General features: G+C 72.7%; 16 protein-coding genes. 10 read left to right on the top strand and 6 right to left on the bottom strand.

Annotated elements, in window-relative coordinates:
- Positions 1–235 precede the first annotated feature (235 nt).
- Together D459_RS0118380 and D459_RS0118385 are read left to right on the top strand one after the other, a co-directional pair.
- Positions 236–1,918: a sodium:solute symporter family protein gene (locus D459_RS0118380; RefSeq protein ID WP_017594473.1), complete on the top strand. Its 1,683-nt coding sequence runs from the start codon at positions 236–238 to the stop codon at positions 1,916–1,918.
- A gap of 16 nt (positions 1,919–1,934) precedes the next feature.
- Positions 1,935–2,213: a hypothetical protein gene (locus D459_RS0118385; protein WP_017594474.1), complete on the top strand. Its 279-nt coding sequence runs from the start codon at positions 1,935–1,937 to the stop codon at positions 2,211–2,213.
- A gap of 5 nt (positions 2,214–2,218) precedes the next feature.
- Here D459_RS0118385 and D459_RS0118390 read toward each other — a convergent pair whose 3' ends face one another.
- Complete coding sequence (locus D459_RS0118390; RefSeq protein ID WP_017594475.1) at positions 2,219–3,562, bottom strand: flavin monoamine oxidase family protein; 1,344 nt, start codon at positions 3,560–3,562, stop codon at positions 2,219–2,221.
- Positions 3,563–3,817: 255 nt separating this feature from the next.
- Positions 3,818–4,132, bottom strand: a complete 315-nt coding sequence (locus D459_RS32065; RefSeq protein WP_017594476.1) for a metalloregulator ArsR/SmtB family transcription factor — start codon at positions 4,130–4,132, stop codon at positions 3,818–3,820.
- A 342-nt stretch (positions 4,133–4,474) separates the two neighbouring features.
- Between D459_RS32065 and D459_RS0118400 the strand changes: the two genes are divergently transcribed.
- The 6 genes from D459_RS0118400 to D459_RS0118425 all read left to right on the top strand — a co-directional run bounded on the left by D459_RS0118400 (position 4,475) and on the right by D459_RS0118425 (position 11,844).
- On the top strand, positions 4,475–6,694 hold the full coding sequence (locus tag D459_RS0118400; protein ID WP_051065473.1) for a carbon starvation CstA family protein: 2,220 nt from the start codon (positions 4,475–4,477) through the stop codon (positions 6,692–6,694).
- Positions 6,695–6,737: 43 nt separating this feature from the next.
- Positions 6,738–6,944 (top strand): YbdD/YjiX family protein, encoded by a 207-nt coding sequence (locus tag D459_RS0118405; protein ID WP_017594478.1) that lies wholly within the window; start codon positions 6,738–6,740, stop codon positions 6,942–6,944.
- Between the two features lie 170 nt (positions 6,945–7,114).
- Positions 7,115–8,704: an MFS transporter gene (locus D459_RS0118410; RefSeq protein ID WP_017594479.1), complete on the top strand. Its 1,590-nt coding sequence runs from the start codon at positions 7,115–7,117 to the stop codon at positions 8,702–8,704.
- 63 nt (positions 8,705–8,767) lie between these two features.
- Positions 8,768–9,178, top strand: coding sequence for a VOC family protein (locus D459_RS0118415; protein ID WP_017594480.1), 411 nt, complete (start codon positions 8,768–8,770; stop codon positions 9,176–9,178).
- A gap of 490 nt (positions 9,179–9,668) precedes the next feature.
- Entirely contained in the window at positions 9,669–10,916 is a 1,248-nt protein-coding gene (locus D459_RS36180; protein WP_017594481.1) for a glycosyltransferase family protein, read from the top strand.
- Positions 10,909–11,844 (top strand): carbohydrate kinase family protein, encoded by a 936-nt coding sequence (locus D459_RS0118425; RefSeq protein ID WP_017594482.1) that lies wholly within the window; start codon positions 10,909–10,911, stop codon positions 11,842–11,844. The genes D459_RS36180 and D459_RS0118425 overlap by 8 nt, the downstream gene beginning before the upstream one ends.
- Positions 11,845–12,646: 802 nt before the next feature.
- Here the strand turns inward: D459_RS0118425 and D459_RS0118430 are convergent.
- From D459_RS0118430 to D459_RS0118440, 3 genes are all read right to left on the bottom strand, one after another.
- The gene (locus D459_RS0118430; protein ID WP_206540785.1) at positions 12,647–13,267 is read right to left on the bottom strand and encodes a DUF1707 domain-containing protein; all 621 of its coding nucleotides are present in this window, start codon (positions 13,265–13,267) and stop codon (positions 12,647–12,649) included.
- A 193-nt stretch (positions 13,268–13,460) separates the two neighbouring features.
- Positions 13,461–13,661 (bottom strand): DUF397 domain-containing protein, encoded by a 201-nt coding sequence (locus D459_RS0118435; protein ID WP_017594484.1) that lies wholly within the window; start codon positions 13,659–13,661, stop codon positions 13,461–13,463.
- A gap of 15 nt (positions 13,662–13,676) precedes the next feature.
- Positions 13,677–14,567 carry a helix-turn-helix domain-containing protein gene (locus tag D459_RS0118440; protein WP_338044431.1) on the bottom strand — a complete coding sequence of 297 codons (891 nt, stop codon included), beginning with the start codon at positions 14,565–14,567 and terminating at the stop codon, positions 13,677–13,679.
- 140 nt (positions 14,568–14,707) lie between these two features.
- On the opposite strand from D459_RS0118440, the gene D459_RS33760 reads away from it, so the two are divergent.
- Together D459_RS33760 and D459_RS36985 are read left to right on the top strand one after the other, a co-directional pair.
- On the top strand, positions 14,708–15,226 hold the full coding sequence (locus D459_RS33760) for a hypothetical protein (protein ID WP_017594486.1): 519 nt from the start codon (positions 14,708–14,710) through the stop codon (positions 15,224–15,226).
- Positions 15,223–15,705 carry a hypothetical protein gene (locus D459_RS36985; protein WP_017594487.1) on the top strand — a complete coding sequence of 161 codons (483 nt, stop codon included), beginning with the start codon at positions 15,223–15,225 and terminating at the stop codon, positions 15,703–15,705. Before D459_RS33760 ends, D459_RS36985 begins: the two co-directional genes overlap by 4 nt.
- A 219-nt stretch (positions 15,706–15,924) precedes the next feature.
- On the opposite strand, the gene D459_RS0118460 is transcribed toward D459_RS36985, so the two are convergent.
- Entirely contained in the window at positions 15,925–17,991 is a 2,067-nt protein-coding gene (locus D459_RS0118460; RefSeq protein WP_017594488.1) for a tetratricopeptide repeat protein, read from the bottom strand.
- Positions 17,992–18,164 lie beyond the last annotated feature (173 nt).

Here is an 18,164-nt window from a genome sequence, read left to right on the forward strand (position 1 = left end):
CCGGGGTCTCCGGCGCCGATCGGGCCCCTTCGTCGCTGTTCGGATGTGGGGGAGTGTGTTGACACCCGGTGGATTCTATGAAGATTATGTGAATGTTTGTGCGGGTCCGTGCGCGGGACCGGCCGGTGCCGGCGAGCGCGCCGCGCCCGCATGATCGCACTCCGGAGGCGGCCCGAGAGGGTCCGGCTCCGCGCCCCCCGAAGCAGGACGAGGTTTCCAGAGAGGACGGGCCACCGTGCACGTACTGGCCCAGGACCAGCTGCGGCTCGACGCGGCCGGGGTCGACTATGCGCTGCTCGCGCTGTACTTCGTGTTCGTACTGGGCGTGGGCTTCATGGCCCGCCGCTCGGTCTCCGACAGCCTGGACTTCTTCCTGTCCGGGCGGTCGCTCCCCGCCTGGGTCACCGGCATCGCGTTCGTCGCGGCCAACCTCGGCGCAATCGAGATCATCGGCATGTCGGCCAACGGCGCCAAGTACGGCATGCCGACCATGCACTACTTCTGGATCGGCGCCGTCCCGGCGATGCTCTTCCTCGCCCTGGTGATGATGCCGTTCTACTACGGCTCCAAGGTGCGCAGCGTCCCGGAGTTCATGCTGCTCCGGTTCGGCAGGCCCGCGCACCTGGTGAACGGGATCAGCTTCGCCGTCGCGCAGATCCTCATCGCCGGCGTCAACCTGTTCCTGCTCGCCAGCATCGTCAACGTGCTGCTGGGCTGGCCGCTGTGGGTGTCGCTGCTGGTCGCCGCGGCCATCGTGCTGACCTACACCGCACTGGGCGGGCTGTCCGCGGCGATCTACAACGAGGTGCTGCAGTTCTTCGTCATCGTCGCCGCGCTGCTCCCGCTGACCTACGTCGGCCTGCACAAGGTCGGCGGCTGGGACGGCCTGGTGGAGAAGGTCTCCGCGAGCCCGGGCGGCGCCGAGCAGCTGTCCGCCTGGCCCGGCAAGGAGCTCACCGGCTTCGGCGACTCCTTCCTCAGCGTGCTCGGCATCGTCTTCGGCCTCGGCTTCGTGCTCGCCTTCGGCTACTGGACCACCAACTTCGTCGAGGTGCAGCGGGCGATGGCGTCCAAGAGCATGTCGGCGGCCCAGCGCACCCCGATCATCGGCGCCTTCCCCAAGCTGATCATCCCGTTCATCGTGGTCGTCCCCGGCATGATCGCGGGCGTCTCGGTCTCGGAGATGGTCGCGCTGAAGGCCGGCGAGAACCCCGGCGTCGACTACAACGACGCGATGCTGCTGCTCATGCGCGACCTGCTGCCCAACGGCATCCTCGGCGTCGCGCTGGCCGGCCTGCTCGCCTCGTTCATGGCCGGCATGGCCGCCAACCTGAGCGCCTTCAACACGGTGTTCACCTACGACATCTGGCAGGCCTACGTGGCCAAGGGCCGCCCGGACCGCTACTACCTGAAGATGGGCCCGTGGGTGACGGCCGGCGCGACCATCGGCGCGGTCGGCACCGCGTTCATCGCCTCCGGCTACAGCAACCTGATGGACTATTTGCAGCAGCTGTTCTCCTTCTTCAACGCGCCGCTGTTCGCCACCTTCATCCTCGGCATGTTCTGGAAGCGGATGACGCCGACGGCGGGCTGGGTCGGCCTGGTGCTGGGCACCGCATCGGCGGTGGCGGTGTTCCTGCTCTCCGAGGCCGGCGTCATCGCGCTGTCCGGGCAGGGCGCCAGCTTCGTCGGAGCGGGCGCGGCGTTCGTGGTGGACATCGCGGTCAGCGTGGCGGTCAGCCTGGTGACCCGGCCCAAGCCGGACGAGCAGCTGGTCGGCCTGGTCCACTCGCTGACCCCCAAGGAGTCGCTCAAGGCCTCCAGCGCCGGCGAGGACTCCGGCTGGTACCGCAGGCCCTGGCTGCTGGCCGGCATCGTGCTGGCCATCACCGTCGTGATGAACATCGTCTTCGGCTGAACCGGGAGGAACACCGATGAGCAGCCCGACCCCCGCCCGGAACCGCACCGCGGCGGGCCTGCTGACCGATATCAGGACGATCATCGCCCTGCTGTTCACGGTCTACGGCGCGGTACTGGCCGTCCTCGGCGCCGCCCCCTCCGCCGAGGACCTGGAGAAGTCCGGCGGACTCAATATCAACCTCTGGTCCGGCCTGGGCATGCTGGTGTTCGCCGCCGCGTTCGCCGGCTGGGCCTGGCTGAGCCCGGTCGCCCCGGCGGCCCCGGACGGCGAAGAGCCGGGCGCCGCGGAGTGACCCGCTCACAGCTCCCGCAGTACCTCCTCGGCGGCGCGCCGGCCGCTGGTCAGAGCGCCGTTGAGGGTGCCGTTGTACGGGAAGTCCGCGGTCTCGGTGCCGGCCCAGTGCACCCGGCCGATCGGGGCGCGCAGCTGCGGCCCGTACTCGGTCAGCAGGCCGGGAGGGGCGGGCGACTGGTAGGCGCGGCTGTAGGGGTCGGGCTCGGCGTTGTAGGCGACCACGTCCATCGGCTCGCCGGCCAGCGGGCCCAGCGCCTGCTCCAGGTTGTCCAGCAGCATGGCGCGGTGCCGGGCCGGCTCGTCGGTGACGCGCTTGTCCGCGCCGAGCGGGTCGGCCTCGCCGAAGGTGTAGGTGTGCGCGATCAGCCGGCCCCGGTCGGAGTCGGCCGGGCTGTCGTCGAAGGTGAACGCGGGGACCCCGGACTCGAAGTGGACCTCCCCGGAGAGGCCGAAGTTGGTCCAGAACGGCCGCTGGTAGACCAGCTCGGTCCGGATGACCTCGGCCTGCGGCCACTGCCGCTGCAGCCGGCGCCGGCTCGGCGGCAGCGGCGCGATGTCGATCCGGGCGGCGTCGGCGGGGGAGAGCGCGAGGATGACGCGGCGCGCGGAGATCGAGCCCCACGGGCCGGACACCTCGGCGCCGTCCCCGCCGTGCTCGATCCGGGCCACGTGCCGGCCGGTGCGGACCCGGTCGGCGACCTGAGCGGCCAGCCCGCGCACCAGCTCCATGCCGTCCAGGCGGAACGGCACGATCTCCTCGATCGGCCCGGGGCCGATGTGCGCCAGTAGCCACAGCAGGCTGATCCGGTCGGCGGGCACCCCGGCCTCCATGGTCAGCTGCTCCTCGATGAAGGTCAGCGACTCGGAGTCGAAGGCGTGCGTGCGCAGCCAGGACCGCACCGACTGGGAGTCCAGCTCCTCGGCGTGCTCGGAGTTCCACGGCTCGGCGAAGTCGACGTCCTCGGCGAGCTTGGCCAGCCGCCCCAGGATCCACTCGTCGCGGACCCGGGTCCACCAGGAGGCGGCGAGCGGGACGTTCTCGTCGCTGACCGAGGTCTCGCCGTCCTCGTCCATCCGCAGGTCGTCCAGGGCGGTGTCGCACTCCACCCGCTCCACCTCGACGCCGAACTCCCGGGCGGCCGCGATCAGGGCGCCGTCGTGCTCGCACAGGTAGAGCGAGCCGGGGGAGACGCCGTCCACCCCGGGGTCGGGCAGCAGCGCCCGCCCGCCGGGCGCGTCCCGCCCGTCCAGCAGCACGACCGGGCCGGCCCCGGCCTCCTCCAGCCGCCGCGCGGCCGCCATCCCGGACAGCCCGGCTCCCACGATCACGACGTCGGCCCGCTCCATCGCCGCCTACCCCTTCTTCCAGGTTCCCTTACGACGGGCAACGGTCCGGAGCCGCCGCGAGTGCCGCCGCCGACCGGTGATTTCCGTCCAGATCAGGCCAGACTTCCCGGCCCCGGCGGAGGAACCGCGGAGGCGCGCCGCACGTCGCGCGCGCCGGGGCGGGCGTCCCCTTCCGTCGGCCGAGCCGGCGGGCGGTCCGCTCGGGTCCGGCCGCTCCGGCCCGGACGGTCCCGGCCGGGGCGCGCAGGGCGCGGGTCAGGACGGGGGCGACGCCTTCCGGGACGGCGGCCGGGCGGCCGGGGGCGCGGCGGCCCCGGGGGCGGCGAGGGCGGTGAGCCAGCGGGCCAGCTCGGCCAGCGGGGACGGGTCCAGGGTGTAGAAGCGGCGCCGCCCCTCGGAGGCGTCGTGGACCAGGCCGCACTCGCGCAGCACGCGGAGGTGGCGGCTGACCGCCGGCCTGCTGATGGTGAACCGACCGGCGATCTCCCCCGCTGTCAGCCGGGTTCCGCGCAGCATCAGCAGGATCTCTCTGCGCACCGGGTCCGCGATCGCGACGGCGACGTCGTCCATGCCGAAAACCGTAACCTTCAGGTTACGCGTTGGCAAGGCCCGGAGGCGTGAAGCGGGACTGAAGTCCGCACCGCCGCCCGGCCGCGGTCCGGCGTGCGGCGGTCCGGCCCCGGCGGGGCCCCTCCCGAGGGGAATCGCCTTCCCCGCGGGAAAGCGGGCGTCGTATGGTGTCCTCTGCGTGTTAAGTACCGGTTTCGGTACGTGTAAAGCCGTGATGAAATCGCTGCTCTCCAGGCATGGCCGGGCCCCGGGCCCGGTGCGACGATGAGCGGTGGTCACACGGCATCGCGGCCGGTCCCGTCCGGCCCGCCGTGAGGGAAGAGAAGAAGGAGGACCGGCCAGATGTCCGCTGCTCCGGCCGATGCCAAGGCGGAAGGGCGCCCGCCGAAACCGAAATGGACGCCGGCGAGCATCGCCGTGTGGACCGCCGTCGCCCTGCTCGGCGCGGTCGCCTGGGCGATGCTCGCGATCTCCCGCGGCGAGGAGGTCTCGGCCGCCTGGCTCATCTTCGCCGCACTCGCCTCCTACGCCATCGGCTACCGGTTCTACGCGCGGTTCATCCAGTACAAGGTGCTGATGACCGACGACACCCGGGCCACCCCGGCCGAGCGGTTCAACAACGGGGCCGACTTCCACCCCACCGACCGCCGGGTGCTCTACGGCCACCACTTCGCCGCGATCGCCGGCGCGGGCCCGCTGGTCGGCCCGGTGCTGGCCGCGCAGATGGGCTTCCTCCCCGGCACCATCTGGATCATCCTCGGCGTGATCTTCGCCGGCGCCGTGCAGGACATGGTGGTGCTCTTCTTCTCCATGCGCCGCAACGGCCGCTCCATCGGCCAGATGGCGCGGGACGAGATCGGCCCGGTGGGCGGCGTGGCCGCACTGGTCGCGGTGCTGGCGATCATGGTCATCCTGCTCGCCGTGCTGGCGATGGTGGTGGTCAACGCGCTGGCGGACTCCCCGTGGGGCGCCTTCTCGCTGATCATGACCATCCCGATCGCCCTGTTCATGGGCGTCTACCTGCGCTACCTCCGCCCCGGCCGGGTGATGGAGACGTCCGGGATCGGCGTGGTGCTGCTGCTGGCCGCGATCGCGGGCGGCGGCTGGGTCGCCGAGCACCCGGTGCTGCGCGAGATGTTCCACTTCTCCGCCAACGAGCTCACCTTCGGCCTGATCGCCTACGGCTTCATCGCCTCGGTGCTGCCGGTGTGGCTGCTGCTCGCCCCGCGCGACTACCTGTCCACCTTCATGAAGGTCGGCGTGGTGGTGCTGCTGGCGGTCTCCATCCTGATCGCGATGCCGACCCTGCAGCTGCCGCAGTTCACCGACTTCGCCTTCAACGGCGAGGGCCCGGTGTTCGCCGGGTCGCTCTTCCCGTTCGTGTTCATCACCATCGCCTGCGGCGCGCTCTCCGGATTCCACTCGCTGATCTCCTCGGGCACCACGCCCAAGCTCATCGAGAAGGAGAACCAGATCCGGATGATCGGCTACGGCTCGATGCTCACCGAGTCGTTCGTGGCGATCATGGCGCTGGTGACCGCCTGCATCATCGATCCGGGCGTGTACTTCGCGATGAACATGCCGGCCAACGCGCTCGGCGACACCGTGCAGAGCGCCGCGGCCGCGGTCAGCCAGCTCGGCTTCACCGTCGACGCGCAGACCCTGCAGTCCACCGCGGAGCTGATCGAGGAGGAGTCGATCCTGGCCCGCACCGGCGGCGCGCCGACCTTCGCGCTGGGCGCCGCGCAGATCTTCTCCTCGGTCTTCGGCGGCGCGGGGATGATGGCCTTCTGGTACCACTTCGCCGTCATGTTCGAGGCGCTGTTCATCCTGACCACGGTGGACGCCGGCACCCGCGTCGGCCGGTTCATGCTCCAGGACACCCTGGGCAACGTCTACAAGCCGATGCGCGACGTGAGCTGGAAGCCCGGCCTGTGGCTGTGCAGCGCGCTCATCGTCGCCGCCTGGGGCTACTTCCTGTGGGCCGGGGTGAACGACCCGCTGGGCGGCATCAACCAGCTGTTCCCGCTGTTCGGCATCGCCAACCAGCTGCTGGCCGCGGTCGCCCTGGCGGTCTGCACCACGCTGCTGATCAAGTCCGGCCGGGCCAAGTACGCCTGGGTGACGCTGGTCCCGCTGGCCTGGGACGCCATCGTGACGCTGACCGCCAGCTACCAGAAGGTGTTCTCCTCCGACCCGTCCATCGGCTTCTTCGCCCAGCGGGCGCAGTACGCCGAGGCGCTGGCCGCGGGCGAGACCAGCCTCGGCGCCACCCAGGGCGTCGAGGCGATGCAGAAGGTCGTGGTCAACACGACCGTCAACGGCGTCCTCTCGGTGCTGTTCGCGGTGCTCATCATCATCGTGCTGACGGACTCGGTGCGGGTGTGGATCAAGGCGCTGCGCGCGCCGGAGGGCGTCCTGCCCACCGCCGAGCACCCGCACGAGCCGTCCGAGCTGTGGGCGCCGTCCGGGCTCATCCCCACCAAGGAGGAGCGGGAGACCGCCAAGCGGCGCGCGGCCGGCGTCGGAGCGGGGGCCGCGGAAGGGAAGGACGGGGAGTAGGCGGGGCCGCCCCGCGACGAGCAGACCGGAAGGGAGCGAGCCCATGGTGTCCGACCTGATCCCGAAGGTCCGCCGCGGCCTCCGCGAGGCCTGGTGGATCGCCCGCGGCATCGCCGGCGAGCGCGCCTACGAGATCTACCTGGAGCACCACCGGCGCGAGCACCCGGGGGAGGAGCCGATGGGCGAGCGCGAGTTCTGGCGCCGCCACACCGACAAGGGCGACACCGACCCCGGCGCCCGCTGCTGCTGACCGCCCCCGAGAACGGCCCCGGAGCCCCCCGGCTCCGGGGCCGTTCCGCGTCCCGGGTGCGGTCGGGGCGTCCCGTCGTGTGACGCACGCCACAAGAAACCGCGATGAGTCCGGCCCTCTGCTCCGGTCCAATGGTTCGAACATACATTCGCCGACGATGAGGTGCGCCGATGGAGACCGAAGCCGGAGCGGGGCCCGCGGCCCGGACGAGGGCCGGGCGGCGGGAGTGGGCGGGGCTGGCCGTGCTCGCCCTGCCCACCCTGCTGCTCTCGCTCGACATGAGCGTCCTGCACCTGGCGCTGCCGGAGCTCGCCGCGGACCTCCGCCCCACCAGCACCCAGCTGCTGTGGATCACCGACGTCTACGGGTTCATGATCGCCGGGTTCCTCGTCACCATGGGCACGCTCGGCGACCGGATCGGCCGCCGCCGGCTGCTGCTCGCCGGATCGGCGGCGTTCGGCGCCGCCTCGGTGCTCGCCGCCTACGCCTCCAGCGCGGAGGCGCTCATCGCGGCGCGCACCCTGCTCGGCGTGGCCGGCGCCACCCTGATGCCCTCCACGCTCGCGCTGATCACCGGCATGTTCAGCGACCCGAGGCAGCGGGCCGGGGCGATCTCGGTGTGGATGAGCTGCTTCATGGGCGGCACCGCACTCGGCCCGCTGGTGGGCGGGGTGCTGCTGAACTGGTTCTGGTGGGGCTCGGTGTTCCTGCTCGGAGTGCCGGTCATGGCGGTGCTGCTGGCCGCCGGCCCGGTGCTGCTGCCGGAACAGCGCGCCCCGCGGGCAGGGCGGCCGGACCCGGTGAGCGTCGCCCTGTCGCTGGCGGCGATCCTGCCCGCCATGTACGGGATCAAGGAGGCCGCGGCGGGAGGGCCCGTGTCCGGCCCCGCAGCGGCGGTGGCACTCGGCGCCCTGTTCGGCGTGCTCTTCGTCCGCCGCCAGCTCCGCCTCGACGACCCCCTGATCGACCTGCGCCTCTTCGCCGACCGCACGTTCAGCACGGCGCTGGCGGCCAACCTGGTCGGGGCGGTGGCGATGGGCGGGATGTTCCTGCTCATCGCGCAGTACCTCCAGCTGGTGGGCGGGCTCTCGCCGCTGCGGGCCGGGCTGTGCCTGGTCCCGCCGACGGTCGCGATGATCACCGGGACCCTGCTGGCCCCCCGGGTCGCGGCCCGGATCGGCCGCGGCGCGGTGATCGGCGGCGGCATGCTGCTCGCCGCGGCCGGGTTCCTGCTGCTCTCCCAGGTGCCCGCCGCCGACGGGACGCTCCAGGTGGTGGCCGGGATGGCGGTCGCCGCGACGGGCCTCGTCCCGGGCGCGGCGCTGGTCACCGGGATCGTCACCGGATCGGCCCCGCCCGAGCGGGCGGGCGCGGCGGCGTCCCTGTCCGAGACGAGCGGCGAGTTCGGCATCGCCGCGGGCACCGCGCTGCTCGGCAGCCTGGTCACCGCCCTGTACCGGACCCGGGTCGCCGTCCCGGAGGGGCCGGCGGCGGACGAGGCCCGGGACACCCTGGCCGGAGCGGCGGCCGCGGCGGAGGGGCTGCCCGCCGCGGAGGCGGCCGAGCTGCTCGGGTCGGCTCGGGAAGCGTTCACCGCCGGAATGAACCTGTCGGCCGGCCTGGCCGCCGTGGCCGTGGCGGTGACCGGAGCGCTGGTGTGGCGGCTGCTCGGCCCGGGCCCGCAGGCGCCGGTCCGAGCGGACGGCGGAGACGACCGCGGCACCGCTCCCGCCGCGGAGGAGGCCCCGGCCGGGCGGTGAACCCCGCACCCGGCCGGCCCCGGCCCCCGTGCCCCGCACGGGACCGGAGAAGAAGACACGACGATGAAGGAGAACACGATGACGCGCCCCGACAAGCCGGCCCTGGACGGCATGCTGCTCGCCAGCGCCGACCCCGAGCGCCTGCACGCCTGGTACGCCGAGGTGCTGGACCCGTCGTCGGACACCAGGGTCGACCAGTACCGGGTGCTCCGGTTCGGCCCGTTCCACCTGCTGATCGACACCCGCGACGACGTCGCCCCCGCCAACCCCGAGCCCGGCCGGGTGATCCTCAACTTCGACGTCCCCGACGCCCGCGCCGTCGCCGCCCGGATCGACGCCACCGGCGCGAAGTGGCTCGCCGAGCTGGAGGACCGGGACGGCAGCCTGTTCGGCACCGCGATCGACCCGGACGGCAACTACGTCCAGATCATCGAACTCAGCGACGAGCACCGCGCGGAGATGGCCGAGGGGTAGCGGCGGTCCGGGGCTCCGGATGCCCCGGCCCCCGGAGCCCCGGCCCGGCGGGGCGGCACCCGGCCGGAGGGCCGAGCCTCGGAGTCCGCGACCGGTCCCGGAACCGGCCGCGCCCGGCGCCCGCTGGAACGCCCTGTCGGCCGGCGGGCGCCGTCCCCCGGCCGGCAGAGCGGGTCCGGGCCGCGCCACGCCGCCCGCACCGCCCGCACCGCCCTCTTCGGCACCTCCGCCGCCGCGGCGACGCCGTACCCGCCGCAGCCCCGCTCGGCGAACGGGGCGGAGAGAACGACAGAGCGCCTCGAAGCCCTCCGCCGACCCCGGCCCCGACCTGCGCGTTCGTCCCCTGTCCAGGTCGCTGTCCAGGGCCCGTCCAGAGAACCGGCCCGTTCCGTCCCGGCCGCCGTCCGGCGGTCCGTCCGGTCCCGGCCCGCACCGTCTGTCCCGTCGGCCCGGCGGCGAGGAGCCGGGCCCTGAGGCGAGGAGGCAGGCGATGGAGCGCTGGCTGCACACCCCGGTGGGGATGAGCGCGCAGCGGTGGGTGACCCGGCCCGGGTGCAGGACGGTCCTGGTGGTGGTGCACTCGGTGGCGTGCGCCCAGCGGCTGATGGACGCGGTGGCGCTGATCCAGGCCGACACCCGGGTCCAGGCGGTGTTCACCGCGGCGCCGTCGGTGTTCACCCGGGGCGTCCGCGAGTGGCTGGCCGACCTGGACTGCGTCGAGATCCCCTGGGAGCAGGCCGAGCAGACCCGGTTCGACCTGGCGCTCGCCGCGAGCTACTGGGGCATCGAGCGGGTGCACGCCCCGCTGGTGCTGCTCCCGCACGGCGCCGGGTTCGGCAAGTTCATGGCCCCCGCGCTGACCGGCGCCGCGGCGGCCCCGCGGCAGACCTTCGGGCTGGACCGGCAGCGCCTGGTGCACGACGGCCGGGTGGTCCCCTCGGCGCTGGTACTGGCGCACGAGAGCGAGCGGGAGCGGCTCGCGGCCTCCTGCCCGGAGGCGCTGCCCCGCGCCGAGGTGGTCGGCGACCCGGTGGCCGACCGGCTGGCCGGGGCGCTCCGCGCGCCCGGGCGGTTCCGCTCCGCCCTGGGCCTGGCCGGCGGGGAGCGGCTGGCGCTGGTGCTGTCCACCTGGGGGCGGCACTCGCTGATCGGCGCCCGCCCGGACCTGGTCGCCCGGCTGGCCCAGGAGGTCCGGGAGCACGACGGGTGGCGGGCGGCGCTGCTCATGCACCCCAACGTGTGGGCCGGGCACGGCGCCTGGCAGCTGCGGGCCTGGACCGCGGACTGGAGGGCCTCGGGCCTGATCGTGCTGGGCCAGCGGACCGACTGCGCCGGGCCGCTTGCCGCGGCCGACGCGGTGATCGGCGACCACGGCTCCACCACTTTGTACGCGGCCCTGACCGGCCGCCCGCTCGCGGTCGGCGCGGCGGGCGGCGCCGACGTCGACCCGGGCTCCCCGATGGCGCACCTGCTGGCGCGGGCGCCGCGGATACCCGAGCGGGGGCCGGTGCTGCCCTTCCTGGAGACGCCGCCCGCCGGCGGTCCGGGCGGATACCTGGACGAGGCGGCGTCCCGGATCACCTCCCGGCCCGGACGGTTCGCCGAGCGCATGCGGCGGCTCCTGTACGCGTGGTTGGAACTGCCCGAACCGGCATGGGCATCCCGTCTGCCCGAGACTGGCACCGCACCGCTGCGCGCGGCCGCGGAAGAGGCCGCCCGGGGAGGAAACGATGACTGAGGCGCCGCGCATCGTGGTGGCCGGGGTCGCCAGCCTCACGGTGGCTCTGCCGGTCGAAGGGTTCCCCGTACCGGAGGGGCGCGGCTGTTTCCCCGAATGGATGGAGGCCGGGGTGAGCGGCGTCGGGGCCGACGTCGCCCTGGCCCTGGCCGCCCTGGGCGGCAGGGTGGAGCTGTGCACCGTGATCGGCTCCGACGCGGCCGGGGAGGCGGTCCGGGCCGAGCTGCGCGCGGCCGGGCTGCTCGGCACCGGCTGCCTGACCGGCGGCGGCTCGTCGCTGGGGGTCTCGATGTCCGCCCCGGACGGGCGCCGGCGCAGCTATTCCCGGCACGAGCCGGTCAACCGGGCCGGCTACCCTGTCCCGCTCTTCGAGCACCTGGTGCAGGGGGCCGACCTGGTGGCGCTGACCACGGCGGCCTTCACCCGGCCGCTGCTCGGACCGGCCCGCCGGTCGGGCGCCCCGGTCGCGGTGGACGCCCAGCTGATCGCGGACGCCGGTGACCCGCGGCGGGCGGACTGGCTGGACGTCGCCGACGTGGTGTTCTGCTCGCACGAGCGGCTGCCCTGCTCGCCGGAGGAGTGGATCGGCCGGATCTTCGCCGAGTACCCGGGGTGCGCGATCGCGGCGGTCGGCCGGGGTGAGCAGGGGGCGAGCATGGGGCTGGCCGACGGGACGCTGGTGCACGCGGCGACCGAGCCGCCCCGCCCGGTGGTCAGCCCGGTCGGCGCCGGGGACGTACTGTTCGCGTCGTTCCTGCACGCCTGGCTCTCCGCGGGCAACCCGGCCCGGGCGCTGACCGAGGCCGTCGTGCACGCCTCGTACGCGATCGGCGAGGCCTTCCCGTCCCGCGGCCACCTCACCGCCGCCGACCTGCGGGCCTTGACCGACCGGCATCCGGTGGACGTCACCACCGGCCGCTGGAGGTGACGGAGGCAGGGCGGAGGAGGGGCGGCCCGGCCGCCCCTCCTCCCGAAAACCCGATGATCTCGACGTTGCGGGGGTATTCGGAGCGCCTTGTCGTCAAGCGGCCGTTGCACCGAGGAAAACGAGGAACCCGGGGAAGGGCGAGAGACGGAGGCGCCCCGACCGGGTGCGGCGCCTCGCGGAGTACAGGTTCAAGCGGGCGGCGAGGGCGGGAGTGGGGGACCGGCTGGTCGGTGAAGGTTCAGACCGGCGGCGACGGAGTAGGCAGGGGCGGGGCGGGCCGGGGACGGCGAGGTCGCCGTGCCCGCGTCGCCCCAGGCGTCGGGGCCGGCCACCACTGAAACCACACCCCTCCCTGGCCTGGATGAATACCCACGGTGATGGCGGGGTGGGGCGCCCTGCGCACCGCGAGAGCACCCCGGTGATTCCTGGGCGCGCATCCCGGCCCGGATCGGCCCTCCAGGGGCCTGAATCGCCCTGATCAGGCCGACGATCGGGGGTTCGAGCGTTCGGAAGGCCGGGGAGTGGGGACCGGAAGCCGGGAAGGGCAGGGGCGGGGGCGATATTTCGCTTTTGCTCTCCCGAGAGGGCTCGCCTTGGCCACTCTGGGTAACCGGCGAGGGGGTGGTGGGGTCCCCGGGGCTTACTACTCGCTGGTAGATGTCATCGGGCCTGCCGCGGAGGTGCGCAGGGCGCCCCGTCCCACCCCGTCCCACCCCGTTCCTCGCCGCGAACCGGGCATACAGGGATACGGCCCCCTGGTGAGTACGTGCGGCCCGCCCGCACCGCCGGGGCGCGCTGCGTGCTACGCCTGCCGCTTGGCGGCCGCGCGGCGCTTCCAGGCGAGCTCGAACCGGCTCGGGTAGCGGATCTTGAGGTTGCCCATGGTGACGTTGCCGGAGAAGCGGAGGAGACGGGAGTCCTGACCGGGCGGGTCGGTGGCCCGGTTGACCACGTTGCCCATGCCGGCGCTCATCTCTTGTGTCTGGATCTCCCAGCCGCGCGGCACCACCACGACGATGTTGCCCATGCCGGCCGAGACCTTGACGGTCATGGTCTTGTGCGGGCACTCGGCCTCGGTGAAGTCGAGCTTGATGTTGCCCATGCCGGTGCTGGCGACGATCTCGGACGGGGCGACCCAGTAGCCGGTCTGCCGCAGGTTGCTGCCGGCGGCCTTGAGTACGAGCGGCTCGTCGGCCCGGGGCGGGGCGGACACCGTCTCGGGGAGGTCCTCGACGATCGGCTCCAGGTCGGCGAAGGTCTTCGCGGAGAAGGCGGCGTCCAGCCGCTCCTCCAGTTCATCCATGGAGAGCCGGCCCTCGGCCGCGGCGTCCCGCAGCCGCTCGGCGACCGCTTCGCGGTCGGTGTCGGCGGCTCTCATCTTCGCGGCGTCGGGGCGGCGGGGCGACACTTCGTCAGAGGGCATGGCAGGAGTTTACGGGGGGTTCGCGCAGCGCTCAGAGCCGATCGTGGTCGGCACCTTCCCGGAGGAGCGGCCCTCGCATTCTCGGGCGCCCAAGCGGCAGGAGTTGGGGCACGGGGGGTCTCGGAGGGTACGATTTCTGCGGATGAGTACGAGAAGGCCCCCACCATTGGCGGGGGCCTTCCGTCTGCCCTGGTCAGACCGAGCCGGTCTTGACCGCGCCCAGCAACGCGGCCCATTCGGCGCTCGGAACGGCGAAGTAGCCGTCCCAAGGGTTCATGGAGTCGCGCACGGCGGCGTTCCCTCCGGGGATGTCGGCCACCTCCACGCAGTTGGACGGGTTGCTGTAGCTCGACTTGCGGAAGCGGAGTCCCGTGTCGTCTGTGGATGAGTACATGGTCGGCGGTTCTTTCTAAGCGGATAGGGATCGCAGGTAGCCGGGGACGTCGTCAGGGTCGAGCGCCTTGGCGAGTAGCCGATCGAAGCATCTGCGGTAGCGGTCGACCTCTGGCGGCTTCTCCAGGTAGAGGCCATCCGTGTTGGTTTCCAGGAACACGAGCGACTGAGCTGCGTCCTCATAATCCAGGATGACAAACGGACCTCCCATGCCTGCGTGTAGCCCTGCGGACAGGGGGAGGATCTGCAATGTGACACTGTTCGGCGACTCCGCCAGGTCGATGAGCCGCTCGACCTGGGAGGAGAACAAGTCCGGCGTCGCGCGCAGCATCTCGATCGCGCTCTCATGGACTATGGCCCACACGTCCGGCGGATCTTCCCGCTTCAGGATCTCCTGACGGCGCATGCGAGCCTCAACGGTGCGCTGGATGTCGTTGGGGTCGCGGATCAGCGTCGCCTGGGCGATCGCTTCGGCGTACCCAGCTGTCTGGAACAGGCCGGGGATGTATTGGGCCTCGAAGAGTCGGACGCTCTTGGCCCCTGCCTCAAGGGAGGCGTAGGCGCCGCCGAGCACGTCGTCGTAGCGGTTCCACCATCCCCGCTCACGGGACTGGCGGGTGAGGGCGAGGATCGACTCCCGCTCTCGCTCATCCTGCACTTGGTAGAGGTCCAAGAGCAGCCGGATGTCGGTGACGGCCGGCTTCTTGCTGCGGCCGGTCTCGATGTTGGACACCTTTGTCATCGACCATTCGAGCGAGTCGGCGGCCTGCTCGATCGTCATGCCGGCATCGAGGCGCTTCCTTCGCATTTGCGCTGATAGCTGGCGGCGGCTGACTGAGGGACTGCTCATCTCGACCTCCCGGATGGACGCCGCTGAGCCTACCGGCGAAGCCCCTGAAACAGACATTTCGCAAGTCCTTGATTGGAAGTTGGGGACAGCAAATCTTCTCATGGGACTTGCGATTCGAAACTTTTAAAAGCAGGATGTGGGCGCGTACTCATCCAGCCGCCCTCATCCAGCGGCCCCTTACTCCTAGGAGATCGCTGATGCGACTCTCACTGCTCCTGTCCTTCCTGGCCTGGCTGCCCGTCTGCCGGTTCCCGGCCTGGGGGCCGTCCGGACGCCACCGCGCCACCCGCGACACCGCACCCGCATCGGCCCAGGCCCCCAGGTCCGCCCCGGTGCCGGAGCCGGTGGAACCCGAGCCCGACCCGGCCCCCGCGCCTGCGGTGCGGGGCGAGGCCGAGCCCTCGCCCATCCGGCCCTACACCCGGTGGCAGATCCCGGACTACTCCGCCCTGTGCGACCTCACCCTGCGCCACAAGAACCGCTGGAGCCTGAGCTACAAGGACGGCCAGGACGCCTGCTACGTCGCCACCTCACTGGTGGAGGACGGCGTCGTGGTGGCGGCCTCCTCCACCGACCTGCTCGACGCCGCGCTCACCGAGTTCACCCCCAGCCCGCGCGTGCGCGCCTACGCCGTCGACCCCCGGGCCGCCACCATGGCCCGCGAATCCGAGCAGCGACTCCTCGCCCGGATGATCCGAGAGGCGGCAGCCGCATGACCGCCCCCGGCCCCCGGGACGCCCCGGCCCCGCTCTCCCGGCCCGTGCAGCACCGGATGGTTCGCGACCCCCGGCCCGGCATGGTCCGCGTCGACGCCGACCCGGACGGCGCCGCCCTGGTCCTGGCGCCCGGCGTCGAAGTCCTGCTCACCGGCCCGCACGCCGGCGCCTACCTGACCCGGCTGGCCGCCGTGCTGGCCACCGCGCGCGCCCTGCTCTCCCGACCGGCCCCCGCGCCGGGCGGTTCCCGGGTCCTCCACCCGCGCGTCCACCGCCCCGACGAGGTCACCGACCACGCCGACGGCCTCTACGACGCCCTCTCCGAGGCGCTCTGCGAACGCGGCCGCACCACCGCCGACCGCGCCCGCAACCAGCAGGCCGCCGACGACGCCTTCACCGCACTCGACGAGCACCTGCGCCGTGCCGGCGTCCTGCCCACCCCGTGGAAGAACGCCGGACCGCCGCCCGCGCTGCTCTGAGCGGCGCCGCCCTTGAACGCCGCCCGCCCGGGGTGCTCCCCTTCCCGGGCGGGCGGCCGGGGGCCGTGCACCGGACGGAAGAGCAGGCGGAAGAGCACCCGGGGAGGCGCCGTTCCCCCGCCTCACCGAGGCCGGGGAGCGTCCCGGGCGAGCCACCGCCCCGGCGGTGCGGAACAGACGGAGCCCCGGCGGCTCCCGGGAGCCGCCGGCGTGCGGGAGTCAGCCGGAGTCGGAATCGGGGACGGAGCCCAGCGCGGACATCCGCTCGTGCACGGCGGCGATGGTCTCCCGGGCACCCAGCTTGCGCAGCACCTCCACCGTGGCGGAGTAGTGCCCCACCGCCCGCTCGGCGTCGCCGGCGCGGGCGGCGAGGTCGCCGAGCGCCTCCAGGGCCTCGGCGCGGGCGGTTTCGAACCGGCGCTCCGAGGCCTTCTCCAATTCCTCCTCCAGAGCACCACGCGCCTGATCGCGGTCCTCATCGACCGTTGCGCGGGCCAGGGCGATCCGGGCGCGCAACGCGTGGTTGGCGTCCTTTCCGCCCTCCAGCAGACCGAGCGCGCGGCGGAGCAGCGGTGCCGCCTCGGCCTCGCCTCCGGTCCGGTTGAGCGCACGCCCCATGGCCAGCAGGGTGATGCCCCGGTCGTGTCGGACCCCCAGCTCCTCCTGCAGTTCGCAGGCGCTTCGGAGATGACCGAGGGCCTGGTCAGGGCGCTCCTTGCCGAGTGCGAGCAGGCCCCTGCGCTGCAGAACCTGGGCGACCCTGCCGGGTTCGCCGACCTCCTCCCAGAGGGCCTGGCTCTGCGAGAACGCCTCCTGCGCCTCCTCTACACGGCGTAGGAAGCCCAGGGCGAGACCCCGCTTGCTCAGCAACCGGCCGCGCAGCCGCGTGCCGGTGTCCATGCGGAGTTCCGCATCCCCGACCCGGAGCCATCCGGAAGCATCACGTTTGTGCAGGTACAGCGGCCAGAAGCCTTCGCTGATGGCGACCGTGCAGGATGTGAGGCCGGCCTCCGCCGCATACTCCGCGACGGCGATGATGTTCTCCCGCTCCGCCTCCAGCCAGCTCAGTGCCTGGTCGGAGTCGGCGAACCGGGCCGGCTCGGACCGGGCGGAAGGAGGGGCCACCCCGTCCGCCGCCAGGTCGGCCTGGGCGTAGGGGCGGATCACGGCGTCCGCCGCCAGCGAGTCGCGGGCGTAGGTTTCGGCCAGCTCCCGCAGCGCGTCGGCCCGCCTTTCGGGCTCGTCCTGGGCCGCCTTGCCCTTCGCGTGCAGGGCGAGCAGGTCGTGGAAGCGGTACCGGCCGCCGCCCAGATCGGTGAGCATGCTCGCGGAGACCAGGGAGCGGAGCAGCCGGGCGCACTCGGCACCGCCCCCGCCGACGAGACCGCGGACCACGGAGAGCGTGATGACCGGACCGACATGCCACCCCAGCCTGCGGTAGGCGCGGGCCGTCTCCGGAGGCAGGGCGTCGTAAGAGAAGTCGAAGGCGGCCTGGACCGACTCCGTTTCATCGCTGCTCAACGCGGACAGCCGAGTTCGGTGCTGGGTGAGGCCTGTTTCGGCGTCGGCGAGCGTGAGCCCTTCGACGGCGTGCACGCCCACTGCGTTCACCGCGATCGGCAGTCCGCCGCACAGCGCGGCCACCCGGGAGGCGGACGCCTCGTCTGGCTCGGCATCGGCGTCAGTGGCCCTGGCCAGGTCCAGTAGGAGCTTCGTCGCGGCGGTATCGTCGAGCGGATCGACCCGCAGCAGCCGCCCTCCGTCGAGGGTCAGACCGGCCAGCCGGGCCCGTGCGGTCGCCACCACGACGTGCGCCCCCTCCCCGGGTAACAGACTTCGGATCTGAGCTGCGGAGACAGCGTTGTCCAGCAGGATTCCGAAGCTCTTTCCGGCGCTTGCCGACCGCCACCAGGAGGCCCGTGCGGGCAGGTCCGGCGGGATGGCGGCGGGAGGAACGCCAAGGGAGCGGAGGAACACTTCCAGCACATCGTTCGGCTTGGCGGTCGTATCGGGGGAGAAACCGCGCAGGTCGTAGAAGAGGTTTCCGTCCCGGCCGGCTCCGTCTTGATCGGACTGGAGCTCATGGAGGAAACGCGAGGCCAGGCCGCTCTTCCCCACTCCGCCCATTCCGTACAGGCAGATCAGGGCGGTGTGCCCGCCACCGGCCTGGGCGACGATCTCCCGCATCGAATCCAGGATGGGGCCGCGATTGACGAAATGGGGGGTGACCGGCGGCACCTGGCGCACCATCTGCGGAATCGCTCCGGAGTTCTGGATGTTCTGCACGTCTCCGTGCACGGTGCCGACCTGGATGAGGGGGCCATGGTGGCCCCCGCTGACCTTGTTAAACGAAGAGTTGGATGCCTTTCGAGGGTCTTCTGGCCAGCGCACGCACACTCACCTCGCCTTGTTCTCCCAGGACCGGGGCTCTGCCTTGTGGGCATACCCGGTCCATCCTC

It is taken from the genome of Nocardiopsis potens DSM 45234, assembly GCF_000341105.1.
GTDB classification, from domain to species: Bacteria; Actinomycetota; Actinomycetes; order Streptosporangiales; family Streptosporangiaceae; genus Nocardiopsis_A; species Nocardiopsis_A potens.

Coding starts and splice junctions, on each gene's coding strand:
- D459_RS36985 (WP_017594487.1), top strand. CDS start 15,223: ATGACCGCCCCCGGCCCCCGGGACGCCCCGGCCCCGCTCTCCCGGCCC.
- D459_RS33760 (WP_017594486.1), top strand. CDS start 14,708: ATGCGACTCTCACTGCTCCTGTCCTTCCTGGCCTGGCTGCCCGTCTGC.
- D459_RS0118425 (WP_017594482.1), top strand. CDS start 10,909: ATGACTGAGGCGCCGCGCATCGTGGTGGCCGGGGTCGCCAGCCTCACG.
- D459_RS0118410 (WP_017594479.1), top strand. CDS start 7,115: ATGGAGACCGAAGCCGGAGCGGGGCCCGCGGCCCGGACGAGGGCCGGG.
- D459_RS0118385 (WP_017594474.1), top strand. CDS start 1,935: ATGAGCAGCCCGACCCCCGCCCGGAACCGCACCGCGGCGGGCCTGCTG.
- D459_RS0118390 (WP_017594475.1), bottom strand. CDS start 3,562: ATGGAGCGGGCCGACGTCGTGATCGTGGGAGCCGGGCTGTCCGGGATG.
- D459_RS0118415 (WP_017594480.1), top strand. CDS start 8,768: ATGAAGGAGAACACGATGACGCGCCCCGACAAGCCGGCCCTGGACGGC.
- D459_RS0118435 (WP_017594484.1), bottom strand. CDS start 13,661: ATGTACTCATCCACAGACGACACGGGACTCCGCTTCCGCAAGTCGAGC.
- D459_RS0118400 (WP_051065473.1), top strand. CDS start 4,475: ATGTCCGCTGCTCCGGCCGATGCCAAGGCGGAAGGGCGCCCGCCGAAA.
- D459_RS0118430 (WP_206540785.1), bottom strand. CDS start 13,267: ATGCCCTCTGACGAAGTGTCGCCCCGCCGCCCCGACGCCGCGAAGATG.
- D459_RS36180 (WP_017594481.1), top strand. CDS start 9,669: ATGGAGCGCTGGCTGCACACCCCGGTGGGGATGAGCGCGCAGCGGTGG.
- D459_RS0118440 (WP_338044431.1), bottom strand. CDS start 14,567: ATGTCTGTTTCAGGGGCTTCGCCGGTAGGCTCAGCGGCGTCCATCCGG.
- D459_RS0118405 (WP_017594478.1), top strand. CDS start 6,738: ATGGTGTCCGACCTGATCCCGAAGGTCCGCCGCGGCCTCCGCGAGGCC.
- D459_RS32065 (WP_017594476.1), bottom strand. CDS start 4,132: ATGGACGACGTCGCCGTCGCGATCGCGGACCCGGTGCGCAGAGAGATC.